This window comes from Streptococcus sp. 339 (assembly GCF_013277285.1).
In the GTDB taxonomy this organism is placed as follows: Bacteria; Bacillota; Bacilli; order Lactobacillales; family Streptococcaceae; genus Streptococcus; species Streptococcus pseudopneumoniae.
In genome coordinates, this window is the sequence record NZ_VMMR01000032.1 from 1 (window position 1) to 14,378 (window position 14,378).

General features: G+C 39.7%; 17 protein-coding genes and 3 pseudogenes. 5 read left to right on the top strand and 15 right to left on the bottom strand.

The genetic code is table 11. The annotated features are described in order from the left end of the window. Positions 1–25 precede the first annotated feature (25 nt). On the bottom strand, positions 26–1,345 hold the full coding sequence (locus HT736_RS04600) for a CapA family protein (RefSeq protein ID WP_000830204.1): 1,320 nt from the start codon (positions 1,343–1,345) through the stop codon (positions 26–28). 325 nt (positions 1,346–1,670) lie between these two features. Here HT736_RS04600 and def point away from each other — a divergent pair, with 325 nt between their 5' ends. Together def and rlmB are read left to right on the top strand one after the other, a co-directional pair. After that, positions 1,671–2,282: a peptide deformylase gene (gene def, locus HT736_RS04605; protein WP_172930794.1), complete on the top strand. Its 612-nt coding sequence runs from the start codon at positions 1,671–1,673 to the stop codon at positions 2,280–2,282. A 44-nt stretch (positions 2,283–2,326) separates the two neighbouring features. Continuing rightward, a complete protein-coding gene (gene rlmB / locus HT736_RS04610) occupies positions 2,327–3,055 on the top strand; it encodes a 23S rRNA (guanosine(2251)-2'-O)-methyltransferase RlmB (RefSeq protein WP_000855766.1) in 729 nt (242 codons plus the stop codon). 38 nt (positions 3,056–3,093) lie between these two features. On the opposite strand, the gene trxB is transcribed toward rlmB, so the two are convergent. The 7 genes from trxB to HT736_RS04645 form a co-directional block, all read right to left on the bottom strand. After that, positions 3,094–4,005 carry a thioredoxin-disulfide reductase gene (gene trxB / locus HT736_RS04615; RefSeq protein WP_000272299.1) on the bottom strand — a complete coding sequence of 304 codons (912 nt, stop codon included), beginning with the start codon at positions 4,003–4,005 and terminating at the stop codon, positions 3,094–3,096. Positions 4,006–4,070: 65 nt separating this feature from the next. Next, a complete protein-coding gene (locus HT736_RS04620) occupies positions 4,071–4,295 on the bottom strand; it encodes a DUF4059 family protein (protein WP_000926599.1) in 225 nt (74 codons plus the stop codon). A 76-nt stretch (positions 4,296–4,371) separates the two neighbouring features. Beyond that, complete coding sequence (locus HT736_RS04625; RefSeq protein ID WP_000590965.1) at positions 4,372–5,115, bottom strand: amino acid ABC transporter ATP-binding protein; 744 nt, start codon at positions 5,113–5,115, stop codon at positions 4,372–4,374. Further along, positions 5,115–5,915 carry an amino acid ABC transporter permease gene (locus tag HT736_RS04630; protein WP_001103446.1) on the bottom strand — a complete coding sequence of 267 codons (801 nt, stop codon included), beginning with the start codon at positions 5,913–5,915 and terminating at the stop codon, positions 5,115–5,117. The genes HT736_RS04625 and HT736_RS04630 overlap by 1 nt, the downstream gene beginning before the upstream one ends. 157 nt (positions 5,916–6,072) lie before the next feature. Then, the gene (locus tag HT736_RS04635) at positions 6,073–6,429 is read right to left on the bottom strand and encodes an arsenate reductase family protein (protein ID WP_023934080.1); all 357 of its coding nucleotides are present in this window, start codon (positions 6,427–6,429) and stop codon (positions 6,073–6,075) included. Between the two features lie 5 nt (positions 6,430–6,434). Beyond that, the gene (locus HT736_RS04640) at positions 6,435–6,953 is read right to left on the bottom strand and encodes a methylated-DNA--[protein]-cysteine S-methyltransferase (RefSeq protein ID WP_023934081.1); all 519 of its coding nucleotides are present in this window, start codon (positions 6,951–6,953) and stop codon (positions 6,435–6,437) included. Then, positions 6,953–7,447 carry a GNAT family N-acetyltransferase gene (locus HT736_RS04645; protein ID WP_000405855.1) on the bottom strand — a complete coding sequence of 165 codons (495 nt, stop codon included), beginning with the start codon at positions 7,445–7,447 and terminating at the stop codon, positions 6,953–6,955. Before HT736_RS04645 ends, HT736_RS04640 begins: the two co-directional genes overlap by 1 nt. A 134-nt stretch (positions 7,448–7,581) precedes the next feature. Here HT736_RS04645 and HT736_RS04650 point away from each other — a divergent pair, with 134 nt between their 5' ends. Next, entirely contained in the window at positions 7,582–8,028 is a 447-nt protein-coding gene (locus HT736_RS04650) for a DUF1836 domain-containing protein (RefSeq protein WP_000858721.1), read from the top strand. Beyond that, complete coding sequence (locus tag HT736_RS04655; protein ID WP_001097999.1) at positions 8,025–8,672, top strand: hemolysin III family protein; 648 nt, start codon at positions 8,025–8,027, stop codon at positions 8,670–8,672. The genes HT736_RS04650 and HT736_RS04655 overlap by 4 nt, the downstream gene beginning before the upstream one ends. Before the next feature lie 239 nt (positions 8,673–8,911). On the opposite strand, the gene pdxT is transcribed toward HT736_RS04655, so the two are convergent. The 7 genes and pseudogenes from pdxT to pduL form a co-directional block, all read right to left on the bottom strand. Then, positions 8,912–9,493 carry a pyridoxal 5'-phosphate synthase glutaminase subunit PdxT gene (pdxT, locus tag HT736_RS04660; protein ID WP_054388010.1) on the bottom strand — a complete coding sequence of 194 codons (582 nt, stop codon included), beginning with the start codon at positions 9,491–9,493 and terminating at the stop codon, positions 8,912–8,914. Beyond that, entirely contained in the window at positions 9,494–10,369 is an 876-nt protein-coding gene (gene pdxS, locus HT736_RS04665) for a pyridoxal 5'-phosphate synthase lyase subunit PdxS (protein WP_000138526.1), read from the bottom strand. Between the two features lie 208 nt (positions 10,370–10,577). Then, positions 10,578–11,259, bottom strand: a pseudogene (locus HT736_RS11685) (IS630 family transposase); the annotation flags it as partial. A gap of 195 nt (positions 11,260–11,454) precedes the next feature. After that, a pseudogene (locus tag HT736_RS11690) lies at positions 11,455–11,626 on the bottom strand (IS630 family transposase); the annotation flags it as partial. Between the two features lie 255 nt (positions 11,627–11,881). Next, positions 11,882–12,310, bottom strand: coding sequence for a PqqD family peptide modification chaperone (locus HT736_RS04675; protein WP_080674662.1), 429 nt, complete (start codon positions 12,308–12,310; stop codon positions 11,882–11,884). 87 nt (positions 12,311–12,397) lie between these two features. Continuing rightward, positions 12,398–13,189: an ABC transporter permease gene (locus HT736_RS04680; protein ID WP_050208676.1), complete on the bottom strand. Its 792-nt coding sequence runs from the start codon at positions 13,187–13,189 to the stop codon at positions 12,398–12,400. Between the two features lie 19 nt (positions 13,190–13,208). Beyond that, positions 13,209–13,787 carry a phosphate propanoyltransferase gene (gene pduL, locus HT736_RS04685; protein ID WP_000405172.1) on the bottom strand — a complete coding sequence of 193 codons (579 nt, stop codon included), beginning with the start codon at positions 13,785–13,787 and terminating at the stop codon, positions 13,209–13,211. 302 nt (positions 13,788–14,089) lie between these two features. Between pduL and HT736_RS04690 the strand changes: the two are divergent. Further along, positions 14,090–14,275: pseudogene (locus HT736_RS04690) on the top strand (IS630 transposase-related protein); the annotation flags it as partial. Between the last annotated feature and the right edge of the window lie 103 nt (positions 14,276–14,378).

Below are 14,378 nucleotides of genomic sequence, written 5' to 3' on the forward strand. Positions count from 1 at the left end.
TTGTTTCGCAGGAAGTCTATTCAAGCTAATCCCACTTCAATCCCACATGTTCGTTCATTTCTTTATAGGCTGTATCAATTCGTTCCTTAGTCGCTTCATCTAACTGGTCACGATGACTGCCACCCTCTATAAAATCTTCCAAGATATAGGTTTGATAATGATATAAAGGATAGCCTTCTGGTGAAAAGGTTCCCTTTGGTGTTCGATTGACCCAAGTAGGATGAGCTTTAGCTGTTCCGATAGTTGTTTTTCCATCCTTCTTCTTAATGGTTACATCCATGAGAACGCCACGTTCAGTCCACTTAGCATTTTCTTCATCTCCCATAGATTCAATCCGTTGATTGGAAATGAAGTTCCCCATTGAATAGATAATGAGTTTCTTGTCTCCATCTTTTTCAACCGTTTCAGATGGTTCCACAACGTGAGGATGCCCTCCAAAAATAATATCCGCCCCCCAATCAATCATCTTGTGATAAAGAGCTTTTTGTTCCTCAGTTGGTTCCAATCGATACTCCACACCCATCTGAGGCATGATAATGGTGATATCTGCTTCCTTCTCTGCCCGTTCAATTTCAGCCTTCATCTTATCTTCGTTTAAATCTGAAAGATAACGATTATAGTCTTCCTGAGAAATATACCGTTCAATTCCATTGAATCCATAGGAATAGGCCAAAAGAGCAACCTTGATTCCATTCACTTCCTTAATGACCAACGGAGCCTGATCACGTGGTTCATGCGTATAAACTCCGATTGGAGTGATTCCAGCTTTTTCAATAATATCGGCCGTTGAAATAACTCCCTCAATTTGCGAATCCAAAATATGATTATGAGCTAAATCTAGCACATGATAACCTGCATCCTTAATGGCATCCATAACTTCAGCAGGAGCATTAAAGAGAGGATAACCCGCTAAATAATGATCCTTATTGATGGTTCCTTCAAAATCACCAATAGCTAAATCTGCTTGCTTGAGCCAAGGTGTCACATACTCAAAATTCTCATGAAAGTCATAGGTACCGTCTTCTTTTTTAGCTGAAAAGAAAAGTCCATCGTGGTAGAGCAAATCCCCATTAGCCATAATTCTGGCAGTTTTTTCCTCTTCCTGCTCCTGAGACTTTTGCTTAGTCCCCTCTTGAGAAATAGTATCTCGTTTTTGACTGGTTAAAGGGATTCCTTGGAAACTTTCAACCAACAAGACCAAGCCCATTGATAAGGCAACTGCTAGCAAGAGTACCGCCACAAATCCTTTATTGCTCCACCTGCGATAACTCCTAAAAAAGTTTACCAAGCCCTTCATAAAACGAAAAGCTAAACCACCCTGATTTCGATTTTGTCTTCTTTTCATCTTCATTCTCCCTACTTTCTTATGCAAGCCTTTTCTTTTTATTATATCATAGATAAGTAATTCTTTCACAATTGATACTCTTCGAAAATCTCTTCAAACCACGTCAGCGTCGCCTTACCGTATATATGTTACCGACTTCGTCAGTTCTATCTACAACCTCAAAGCAGTGCTTTGAGCAACCTACGGCTAGCTTCTTAGTTTGCTCTTTGATTTTCATTGAGTATGAATTGAACTTCCTATCTATTTTCTATAAATCCTAAAGGCTATAATACTTTCAATCCTTGTCATTTTGTGTTATCATGTAGAGGTAATGAAAGGAGAGAAAATGTCTGCAATAGAACGTATTACAAAAGCTGCTCACTTAATTGATATGAACGATATTATCCGCGAGGGGAATCCAACTCTACGCGCAGTTGCTGAGGAAGTCACTTTCCCCCTATCTGACCAGGAAATTATCCTAGGCGAAAAGATGATGCAATTCCTTAAACATTCCCAAGATCCTGTCATGGCTGAAAAAATGGGACTCCGCGGTGGGGTTGGACTTGCTGCTCCTCAGTTGGATATCTCAAAACGCATTATCGCTGTTTTGGTACCTAATATTGTTGAAGAAGGCGAAACTCCACAGGAAGCCTACGACTTGCAAGCCATTATGTACAATCCAAAAATCGTCTCTCACTCTGTTCAAGATGCTGCTCTTGGCGAAGGAGAAGGTTGCCTGTCTGTAGACCGCAACGTGCCTGGCTATGTTGTTCGCCATGCCCGCGTTACTGTTGACTACTTTGACAAAAATGGAGAAAAACACCGTATCAAACTCAAAGGCTACAACTCCATTGTTGTTCAGCATGAAATTGACCACATTAACGGTATCATGTTTTACGATCGTATCAATGAAAAAGACCCATTTGCAGTTAAAGATGGTTTACTGATTCTAGAATAAAGAAAATCCCGTTGCAAGACGGGGTTTTGTGTTATAATAGAGGCATGAAAACAAATGATATTGTCTATGGCGTCCACGCCGTTACCGAAGCCCTCCTTGCAAATACTGGAAACAAACTCTACCTCCAAGAAAATCTCCGAGGTAAGAATCTTGAGAAAGTCAAGGAACTGGCTACAGAAAAGAAGGTGTCCATTTCTTGGACCTCAAAAAAATCCCTCTCTGAGATGACTGAAGGTGCTGTCCACCAAGGTTTTGTTTTACGAGTGTCCGAATTTGCCTATAGCGAGCTAGATCACATCCTTTCCAAAACACGCCAAGAAGAAAATCCTTTGCTATTGATTCTGGATGGTTTGACTGGCCCTCACAACCTAGGATCCATCCTGAGAACAGCCGATGCGACCAATGTTTCAGGTGTCATCATTCCCAAGCACCGTGCTGTAGGTGTTACCCCCGTCGTTGCCAAAACGGCCACAGGTGCTATCGAGCACGTTCCCATCGCCCGAGTGACCAATCTGAGCCAAACTCTGGACAAAGTCAAGGATGAAGGCTTCTGGACCTTTGGAACGGATATGAACGGTACTCCTTGCCATAAGTGGAATACAAAAGGGAAAATCGCCCTCATCATCGGAAATGAAGGAAAAGGCATCTCTAGCAACATTAAAAAACAGGTCGATGAAATGATTACCATTCCCATGAATGGCCATGTTCAAAGCCTTAATGCCAGTGTTGCTGCGGCCATTCTCATGTACGAAGTTTTCCGAAACAGACTATAAAAAAGTTTCCAGTCATCTGATTGGAAACTTTTTTATGATTAACTATGTTCTGTGATAAATTTATAGGCTTCTTGACCAGCGATAGCTCCATCTCCAACCGCTGTTGTTACTTGGCGAAGGTCTTTCTGGCGAACATCTCCAACTGCAAAGATACCGTCAACTGCAGTTTTCATGTGGTTATCTGTCACAATCCAGCCTGCCTGATCTTGGATATTCAATTCTTTAACAAAATCGCTAAGAGGGTCCAATCCAACATAGATAAAGACGCCACCGAAGGCTTGTTCTGTCACTTGACCTGTTTTCACATTTTCAAATACGACAGATTCTACTCGGTTTTCACCCTTGATTTCCTTCACTACAGAATCCCAGATAAAGCTGATTTTCTCATTCGCAAAGGCGCGGTCTTGTAAAACCTTTTGAGCACGAAGTTGGTCACGACGGTGAACAATGGTAACAGTCTTAGCAAAACGAGTCAAGAAGAGGGCTTCTTCAACAGCTGAATCTCCACCACCAACTACCAACAAATCTTGGTCACGGAAGAAAGCACCATCACACACGGCACAGTAAGAAACACCACGACTGTTCAGTTCTTCTTCTCCAGGTACTCCCAAAGGACGGTGTTTAGAACCAGTTGCTACGATAACGGTACGAGTTTCATATGTTTGGTCGTCAGTCATCACTTTCTTAAAATCACCATGGTCTTCGACATTTTCAACATATCCATAAATGTGCTCAACACCGAGATTTTCAAGCGGTTCAAACATCTTTTCTGCCAATTCAGGTCCACTAATATTAGCATATCCTGGGTAATTTTCGATATCAGATGTATTATTCATCTGACCACCTGGCAGACCACCTTCAATCAAAGCTACTTTCAAATTGCTTCGAGCAGCATACAAGGCTGCAGTCATCCCTGCAGGTCCAGCACCGATAATAATAGTATCGTACATATAGTTTCCTTCTTTCTTGTTGTAACTATCTTTATTCTAACTCTTTCTTGTCAATCACGCAAGGATTATGCCTTGAAAACAAGAATTAAACTCATAACCGCAAAGGATAATACTGGAACAACCAAGACCCCAATCATAATCATATCATAGAGATGGGCTTGGCGAGCCTTGGCTGTCTTATCAACTCCCGACATGGCTCTCAGTCCAATCCAAATTCCTAAAAAAATCAGGACGAGGATGGTGGTTAAGATCAAACTCTCGAAATATAAAGAAAATAGTTGCAGTAGCATGATTTCTCTCATTTCTATCTTTTTAAAGAGTAAACTCAGCTAGTCCAGCTAACTGAGTTTTTCTTTATCTATTATATCAAATATAAGTCCGTTTGTAACTAGCGAAGAATTCTTTTGTCCGCTCTTCTTTAGGATGGTGGATAATCTCATCTGGTGTTCCAGACTCGATGATTTTCCCCTTATCTAAGAAGAGAATCTTATCAGCCACTTGGGCTACAAAGGACATGTCATGACTGACCAAAATCATGGTCTGACCTGACTTAGCAGCATCTGCAATAGACTTCTCTACTTCACCGACCAATTCTGGGTCAAGGGCTGAAGTTGGTTCATCTAAGAGCAAGACATCTGGTTTCATAGCAAGCGCACGCGCCAAGGCAACCCGTTGCTTTTGTCCACCTGATAAATGGCGAGGGTAATGGTTTTCACGATCAGAAAGCCCAACCTTAGCCAACTCTTCCTTGGCAATCTTAGTCGCTTCTTGGTCAGATAATTTCTTGACAACAACCAAGCCTTCTTTCACATTATCAAGTGCTGTACGGCGCTCAAACAAATTAAACTGCTGAAATACCATAGATAACTTGCGACGTAGGGCAAGGATTTCTTCTTGAGTGATTTTAGAAAAATCAACCGAGAAATCATCAATCTGAATCGAGCCACTATCAGGTGTTTCAAGATAATTGAGACTGCGAAGAAAGGTTGATTTTCCAGCTCCTGAAGAACCAATCAAGGCTACAACTTCCCCTTTTTGAATATCCAAGTCCAGATGATCCAAGACAGTCTGTCCTGAAAAGGATTTGCTTAAATTCGAAATCTTAATCATTAACGAAGGTCTCCTTTCACATCTGTTTGCACTGTATCTGGTGCAGAAATAGCCATTTTTCTCTCGATGAAACGACCAAGGCTCTCAATTCCGATATTGACTACCCAATAAACAAGAGCAACGGAGATGAAGCGCTCAAAATAACGATAATCGGCACCACCCAAAATCTGAGCTTGGGCAAAGACTTCCACAACACCCGCACTAAAGGCTAGGGAAGTTCCCTTGGTCAAGCCGATGAGGGAGTTAATCAAGGTTGGAGTCGCCACAACGGCCGCATTTGGAATAATCACGCGACGATAAACTTGTGCTCGGGTCATCCCCAGACTACGTGCCGCCTCAATCTCACCAGGATTGACTGAGAGAATGGCTGCACGAATGGTTTCACTAGCATAAGCTGCCTCATTAAAGGCAAAGGCGACAATCGCAAAAGCTGCTGCTGGAATGGCATTGATATTGAGACCAGTCCCCCATTGCTGATTGAGGGCTTTCAAAGCCAAAGGAATTCCGTAGTAGGTCAACATGAGCTGCACTAAAATCGGTGTCCCTTTTAAGAAACTAACAAAGAAGGCCTGCAAGGGATATAAAATCTTAACACGATTGATCTTCACAATGGCAAAAAGAAGCGCCAAAACCAAGCCAAAAAAGGCACCACCAATTGTCAACATAATCGTTGTTGGAAGTTGTTGAACAATTCTCGGAATTCCATCAAAGACCGAACGCAAGCTAAAAAGCTTGCCATCCGGAATCAATTGCATCAAGTTTTGATACCAATCTGATGCTAAAATCGTTGTAACATTCATAAAAACATCCTCTCCTGATAATGATTCATTCTACCATACTTCTGCCGTCAATGAAATTATTTGCTACGGTCAGATACAGTCTTTGTCTACCTACTAGTTTATCATACTTTAAAACAGGGAGGTTATATATTTTATCTATCAGAGAGATAAGTAAAAACTATTTCAATCCCAATTCTTCATAAGGTTTTCGATAACCGATTTGTTTAACAGTTCCATTTTCTACTAAAATTGGCCGTTTTAACAACATGCCGTCGCTTGCTAGCAACTCAGCTGCTTCTTGGTTTGACAGACTTCCTACCTTATCTTTTAACCCTAATTCACGGTATTTGATTCCACTGGTGTTAAAAAATTGCTTCAATTCAAACCCTGAGGTTTCCAGCCAGTTTAAAATAACTTCTTGGCTAGGTGTTTCTTCGGCGATATGGACGGCTTTGTAGTCCACACCGAGTTGGTTTAATTCTTGTTTTGCTTTTTTACAAGTTGAACATTTTGGGTATTCGATAAATTCTAACATGTCTTTCACTTTCTATTATTTATATCTTTAAAATCTGCGCCTTCATACTCCAAGAGCCAGGCTTTCTTTTCCACTCCTGCGGCATAACCAGTCAGACGCTTGCCTGCTCCCAGCACACGGTGACAAGGTACTAGAATAGACCAAGGATTGCGTCCTACCGCTCCACCAATTGCTTGAGCAGAAGGCACTTGCAGGTCTTGGGCTATTTGCCCATATGTCACTGTCTGACCATAAGGAATTCCCTGTAAATAGTCCCAAACTCGCTTTTCAAAATCCGTTCCAATTGGAGCCAAGGGCAAGTCGGATAAATCCTTAGGCTTGCCTTTAAAGTAAGCATCTAAGCAAGTAATAACTGGGTCTAAAATGGGATGACTAACAACTGCTTCTATCGTCTCATCTCCTAGTCCCCTCTCAAAATGCTTCTGCTCCTGAACCCAAATTCCATACAAATAATGGTCATCAGCTACGAGAGAAAGGGAGCCAATCGGCGAAGAATAGAGCATTTTTACATACTTCTTTTGCATTATTTCTTTAATTTTTGATAGGCCAAGCGTTCGCCATCAACTGGAACCTTACCAACCTGTTTAAAACCGAGTTTTTCAAAAATATGCTGCATAGCTTTGTTTTCAGCATGCGTATCTGAGCGAAAATCTAGATAATCAAAACCTTCAATCAAGCCCTCTAAAAAGGTTTGAGCAACTCCCTGTCCCTGCACATCTGCTGCCACAGCAATACGGTGAAAGACTAGGTACTCTGACTCCCCAACTTGCCAGTTGCCTTCATAAATGGCTTCATAGGCTGCCTCTGGACTCTTGGTCACAGCAGCATAGGCTAGTAGTTCTCCCTCTTCCAAGGCTACATAGGCTTGACCTGAGATAATATCTTCAATAATAATATCAGCATTTGGATAACCATTTTGCCACTGGTCACTACCAGCATCCGCTAAACATTTTTTAGCATCCTCCATCACTTGCATGATGTCATCTACTTCATTTGGAAAAGCTAAACGAATCTCCATCTTTTCTCCTCATTTCTGACTAGTTTCTCCCATCCTAGCATAATTTAAGTCTTTCTACAAGCAGTTAAAACTTGACTTTCTGTTTTTGTTATTTTATAATCTAGTTATTAAAACTAGATAAAAAGGAGTTGAAAATGAAAACTACCTTTTCCTACCCAAAATGGGCAGAAATTCCAAATATTGACCTCTATCTGGACCAGGTTTTACTCTATGTCAATCAGGTCTGTGCCCCTATCTCTCCTGATAAAGACAAAGGCCTGACAGCATCTATGGTTAACAATTATGTCAAACATGGTTACCTGACAAAACCTGACAAGAAAAAATACCAACGTCAACAGATTGCCCGTCTGATTGCTATCACAACCCTCAAGTCTGTATTTTCGATTCAAGAAATCGCTCAGACACTGAATACTCTACAAAGTCAAGCAAGTTCAGAGCAACTCTACGATGCTTTTGTGAACTACATGAACCAAGGAATTGACCCAGCTAACCCTATCATCCAAACCAGCTGCCAAACCGTTAAACTCTATCATCAAACCCTAGCCTTAATCCATCATACTCAAGAGGAGGTAATCCAATGAACACTAGTCTTAAACTCAGCAAACAACTCAGTTTCGGAGAAGAGATTGCTAATAGTGTGACCCATGCTGTGGGTGCAGTCATCATGCTCATCTTACTCCCTATTTCATCCACCTATAGTTACGAAGCACATGGCTTTTTATCCTCTATCGGCGTTTCCATTTTCGTTATCAGTCTCTTTCTCATGTTCCTCTCATCCACCATTTACCACTCTATGGCCTATGGTTCGACCCACAAATACGTCTTGAGAATTATTGACCATTCTATGATTTATGTGGCTATCGCAGGCTCTTATACGCCAGTCGTCTTAACCTTGATGAATAACTGGTTTGGCTATCTGATTATTGCTATCCAATGGGGAACGACCATCTTTGGTATTCTCTATAAAATCCTTGCTAAAAAAGTCAATGAAAAATTTAGCCTTGCTCTTTACCTGATTATGGGCTGGTTGGTTCTGGCTATCATTCCTGCCATTATCAGTCAAACGACACCAATTTTCTGGAGTCTCATGGTAACTGGCGGACTCTCTTATACAGTTGGGGCTGGATTTTACGCCAAGAAAAAACCTTATTTCCACATGATTTGGCATCTCTTTATCCTAGCTGCGTCCGCACTCCAATACATCGCCATTGTTTATTACATGTAAAACTCTAAGCAGGCAGAGCCTGCTTAGAGTTTTATAATCGAATTTCCTAAAGAGGAAGCAATATGAAAGCCGTCATTGCTTGTGCTCATAAGATCTTCAGAATCATTTACAAACTACTCTCCACCAAGCATACTTATCAAAAAGAAAAGGCGCTAGGACTGAGGAAACATTTCTAACGCAAAAACTAAAAAAATTTCAATTATAGTATAGCACAGGAAGTGATTTTTTGCGCTTTTTTACTATCTTTTTTCTTCACATATATTTATAAAGTACTGGTGCAAGCTTACATCATCAGTCAATTCAGGATGAAAAGAAGTTACCAACATATTTTTTTCTTGGGCTGCAACGATTTGATTATTCACTGTTGCTAGAATTTCTACATCTTCTCCAACACTGCTGATAATTGGACCACGGATAAAGGTCATTGGAATCTGACCAACTCCCTTACATTCTGCTTCCGTATAGAAACTTCCTAATTGGCGCCCATAGGCATTGCGCTCGACCACCATATCCATAGTTCCTAGATGACTCTCTTTCTGAGAAGTAATTTCCTTAGCCAGCAAAATCAAGCCTGCACAGGTTCCAAAGACTGGTAAACCAGATAAAATAGCTTCTCTTATAGGAGTCATCATATGTTGATCTCGTAAGAGCTTGCCCATGGTTGTAGACTCACCACCAGGCAAAATCAAACCCGACAAGTCACTCTGAGATTTCTGAAAATCCTCTAAATTTCTGATTTCAACACTCTCGACTCCTAATTTTTCTAGCACTTTTACATGTTCTGCAAAGGCACCTTGCAAGGCCAATATTCCGATTTTCATCTATTTTCCTCTCTCTGCCATGAGAATTTGGATTTCATTTTCATTGATACCAACCATGGCTTCTCCTAAATCTTCAGAGATTTGAGCTAGGATTTGAGGATTACGGAAGTTAGTCACAGCCTTAACAATGGCACTCGCTCGTTTAACAGGATCTCCTGACTTGAAAATACCTGAACCGACAAATACACCCTCTGCCCCTAATTGCATCATAAGTGCAGCATCTGCTGGCGTTGCAACGCCTCCAGCTGCGAAGTTTACAACTGGCAATTTCCCATGTTCATGGACGTATTGAACCAATTCTACAGGGACTTGCAATTCCTTGGCAGCAACATAAAGTTCGTCCTCGCGTAGGTTTTGAATACGGCGAATTTCCTGATTCATCATACGCATATGGCGAACAGCTTGGACAATATCTCCTGTACCCGGTTCTCCTTTAGTACGAATCATGGAAGCACCTTCAGCGATACGACGCAAGGCTTCCCCCAAGTCCTTAGCTCCACAGACAAAAGGTACTTGAAATTCTTTCTTGTCCACATGGAAACGATCGTCAGCTGGAGATAAAACTTCACTCTCATCGATATAGTCAATCTCAATAGCCTCTAAAATCTGAGCTTCAACAAAATGCCCGATTCTAACCTTAGCCATCACTGGAATGCTAACCGCTTCTTGGATTTCCTTAATCATCTTTGGATCACTCATACGGGAAACACCACCAGCTGCACGAATATCAGCTGGAATCCGCTCCAAAGCCATAACAGCAGCCGCACCAGCAGCCTCTGCAATACGAGCCTGTTCAGGATTTTGAACGTCCATGATAACCCCACCTTTGAGCATCTGTGCCAAATTTTTATTTAATTCATAACGATTTTCAGTCATTTGTTTTATCCTCATCATTTATATTGGTAGCTACCATTTCATTTTAAAATAGAACAGAGTGAATCACAAGATAAAAAAAGAAGAATTGTGTGGGTACAGATTGAATCGAGTAGGGGCTAAGACTAGTCCCTCTCACACCACCGTAGGTGCCGTTCGGCATAGGGCAGTTCAACTAATACTCATATCTATTTTCAAAAAGCATTCTGGTTCATTCTCTTTTAACGATGGACTTTACAACACTCCTCTCTAATCCTTGTATGATCTCTTGAAATGTATCAATGCCAGCTTCCAAGGTTTGAAATGCTTTATTCTGGAAGCCACCTTCACCAAGCTCTTTCTGCATCTGTTCAATAGGATTCATCTCTGGCCTGTATGGGGGAATAAAGGGAAAGCCAATATGATTTGGAATAGTTAAGCTACTTGATGGATGCCCTAGGGCATCCATGACTAGTAAAATAAAATCAGTTGGATAGGCCTGTGACAGTTCTTGTAAACAAGCTTTCCTCCATTCAGTATGGCATCCTCCGGCAAGCAGGAAAAAGGATGCTCCTCTATAAGCATCAACAGCTCTCTAACAGTAAGAGAATTCATGCACGGAATGACTATGGACAGGAGGACCTATTCCTTTAGGTGGCTAACAAGATCCTAGTTTACTGCCTATCCGAAACCAGCCTCATCTTTGATGCATGAACCCAAGCTTACGAAAGCATCTACTATCTTTAAAGCGTTTTCTTACCTTCTTGAATAGAGATGGGATGTTTAGACGCGGCAATGGTTTGAGCGCCTGCTTTCTTAGGATCTAGGGCAACAGTGCGCCAGCTATGTCGCTTCAACAGTTGACAGAAAGCATCACCTGTGTAGGAACGACTAATCTCCTTTTGATAGGACTGAAGAAATGGAGTATCACTAAACCTCCTGAGAAACAATCTCTAGAACACTTGTCCTACAACGGCCTGTATATCCTAGTCCGGTACGTTATAAGCAATGAATTCATTTTTATTACAATTCAATCTAGATTTTGCAGGAAATCTACTGTAACAACTTCCTCTTCCTCTGAAGTTTTCAAATGACCGGAAAACTATCTATTCCTTGACTGTCATATAAACGTGGTTACAACCACCACGTCTTTCTTGAAGGAGAGAGTCCGAACCTAACTCCTCATCCTTCTTTAAATTTCACCAAACTACAGTCTAGACGCTCTATCATCTCTTGATAGGATTTTCCCATCAAACAAAGCAGAACGATTGGAAGACTTTGTGTTAGAGGCTTAGTAAGGTCTTTAAAGAGAAAGGTGATTTCTTGTTTAGCTAATTTCATGTTACTATCGTACAATGCTTTTTGAAGTATGTCTAGTATTAACCACTCTTTTCATCACCCCACTACAAGTTGATAAAGAGCCACAAAACTTCAAGACTTTTCTAAGTATTTTCGATATAAGCATTAAATATATTTCAGAAAAAGCAACATTAACCTCCCTTATACTCAATGAAAATCAAAGAGCAAACTAGGAAGCTAGCCGCAAGCTGTACTTGAGTACGGTAAGGCGACGCTGACGCGGTTTGAATTTGATTTTCGAAGAGTATTAACTGAAACAAACTCAAGTTCACTAAATTGGTTAATAATTCTTTTCAAGTCTTTATCTGCTTTTTTCTCTGACACATCATATTCAGATGTTAATTTTCTCAATAAGTGGTCATATGAAATTGAAGTATCAATTTTAGACCATATAAAAAGATTTCTCTCTCCATCACTTATAACATTGATTTTACTTCGAGTATCCTTTAAATTATCATTAATATCAATTCCATTAATTGTAATTTCTCCTGAATCTTGTTTTAGAAGCGTTGTCATCATTTTTATTAAGGTTGTTTTGCCTGCCCCATTTTCTCCTAAAACTCCAATTATTTTTCCTCTTGGAATTTTTAATGAAACATTATTAATAGCTTGCTTTTTCTTTTTAGTAAATTAATCTTCGTTTTTGTAAGATAACTTTTAGATACATTTTTTACTTCTAACATCGGAATTCTCCTAAATTGTTAAATATTCGATCACTTTCTTCTCCACCTTTTTATAGCTGAGCAAGCCAATCACAATAAAAACTAATGAGAGAAGTAAAACTTTAAAAATCAATAGACATAGTTGAAGCGATTCCAAATCTCCAGAAGATATTAGTCTAACTATCTCTAAGCCATAAGTAATTGGTAATAAATCACCAACACATTTTAGAAAATCAAGAAGCACTGTCCTAGGAAATGTAACACCAGATACTAAAAATATCAAAATAAATAACGTATTCTGACTTATAAATGTATCTCTTAACCAGAGCATTATGTTAGCAACAAAAACACTCATAGAAAATGATATTAAAACAATAACAACATAACTCAACAGCCAATAGGATATTGGAGTTGCCATGAACTTTGCACCGAGCAAAATAGAAATAATAAAAAGTGAACAAAACTCCATAAAAGTTCTTCCAAGCTGTTCAATGAACACGCCTATATAATAGCTGAAAATACTATATGGAGTTATAAATAAGCTTTCCAAGGTTCCCTCTCGGACCTCAACCATCAATGAACGCCCTACATTCATCAAAATAGCAACAGCAACATTGTAGTAAAGCATCCCAGCAGCAGCGAAAGTAAAATAATCAATCACTTCTACTTGACTAACTACTAATTTGTTATTAAAAAGATAATGAGCAATTAACCAATACCCTAAAAGCTGAAAAATGGCATCTAACAATCGATTCAGGAATAGAGCTACTGGAAAAAATCTAGTATACATTTGCAAATTTCTAATTATTAATGCCTTAATCAACTTTCGATAATCTCCATTTCTACTCTTTTATAATCGTGCCAATCTCACCTCCTGATAAAAGAAGTGCATTCGCATCATCAGTATCAATATGCATTTCCAATCTATATTTATCACTCACTCTGCAATGAACATCATGCAAAGTAGCACTTTTTTCGCTTTTTACTTCAACAGAAACTATATCTCCATTTTTAAGACCCATTTCCTCAGCTTCTTCTGTGGCAAAGTGAATATGTCTATTAGCAATAATGCACCCTTCATCTAAATTAACTCTTCCATTAGGTCCTATAATGGTAATCGGTGAAGAGTTTTCAATCTCACTCGAAGTACGTACTGGTGGAGTTATCTTTAATAATCTAGAATCTGTTTTAGAAACCTCAACTTGTGTATAAGGACGAATTGGTCCTAATACCCTGACACGATTAATCTCGCCAGATGCCGACTGAATTGTAACCTGTTCTTCAGCAGCAAATTCACCAGGCTGATACAAATCTTTTAACTTGTTTAGTTGGTATCCTTCACCAAATAAAATATCTAAATGTTCCCTCTTTAAATGAACATGTCTAGCAGAAATGTTAATGATTACTTGATTAATTTCCATGATAATTTATCTCCTTTTCCTATTTATAATACCATATTTTTTTCTGATTCATTATACTCAAAATGAATCAAAGCCTCTTTATTCAGATACATACCCTCTTCATTGAGTAAATGATTCAAATCAGAGTTCCATTGTGACGGTTTATCTCCTATACTTTCTAAGTTCTCAACAAAAGTATAGATATAAAAGTTTGTTGCTCTATATTTTTCACCTCCTATATTAAAATTTCTAAATAGGCTTATTGCTAATATTTTATAGTTGCTTAGTTTCAAACAAGCATGTTATAATAAAGCTATGCATGTAGTACAGATTTTAAACAGCGAGCATTAGATTACATCAAAGAGGGGCACAGCCATGTCGAGGCAGCCAAGGTTTTTGATGTCGGCGTCAGAACTCTCTTCACATGGAAAAAGAACTTACGTGAACAAGGACACTTAGAGAGGAAAAAGCGAGTCGTCAAAAACCGAAAGATTCCTTTAGAAGTATTGTAAGCCTTTAGACAGGAAGAGGGCCGTGTAGTGAAAGAGTGGACGACGGGGTGACATGGGCGCAGGCGTGGGTTAAATAAAGAGTAAATAAGTAACAGAGAGG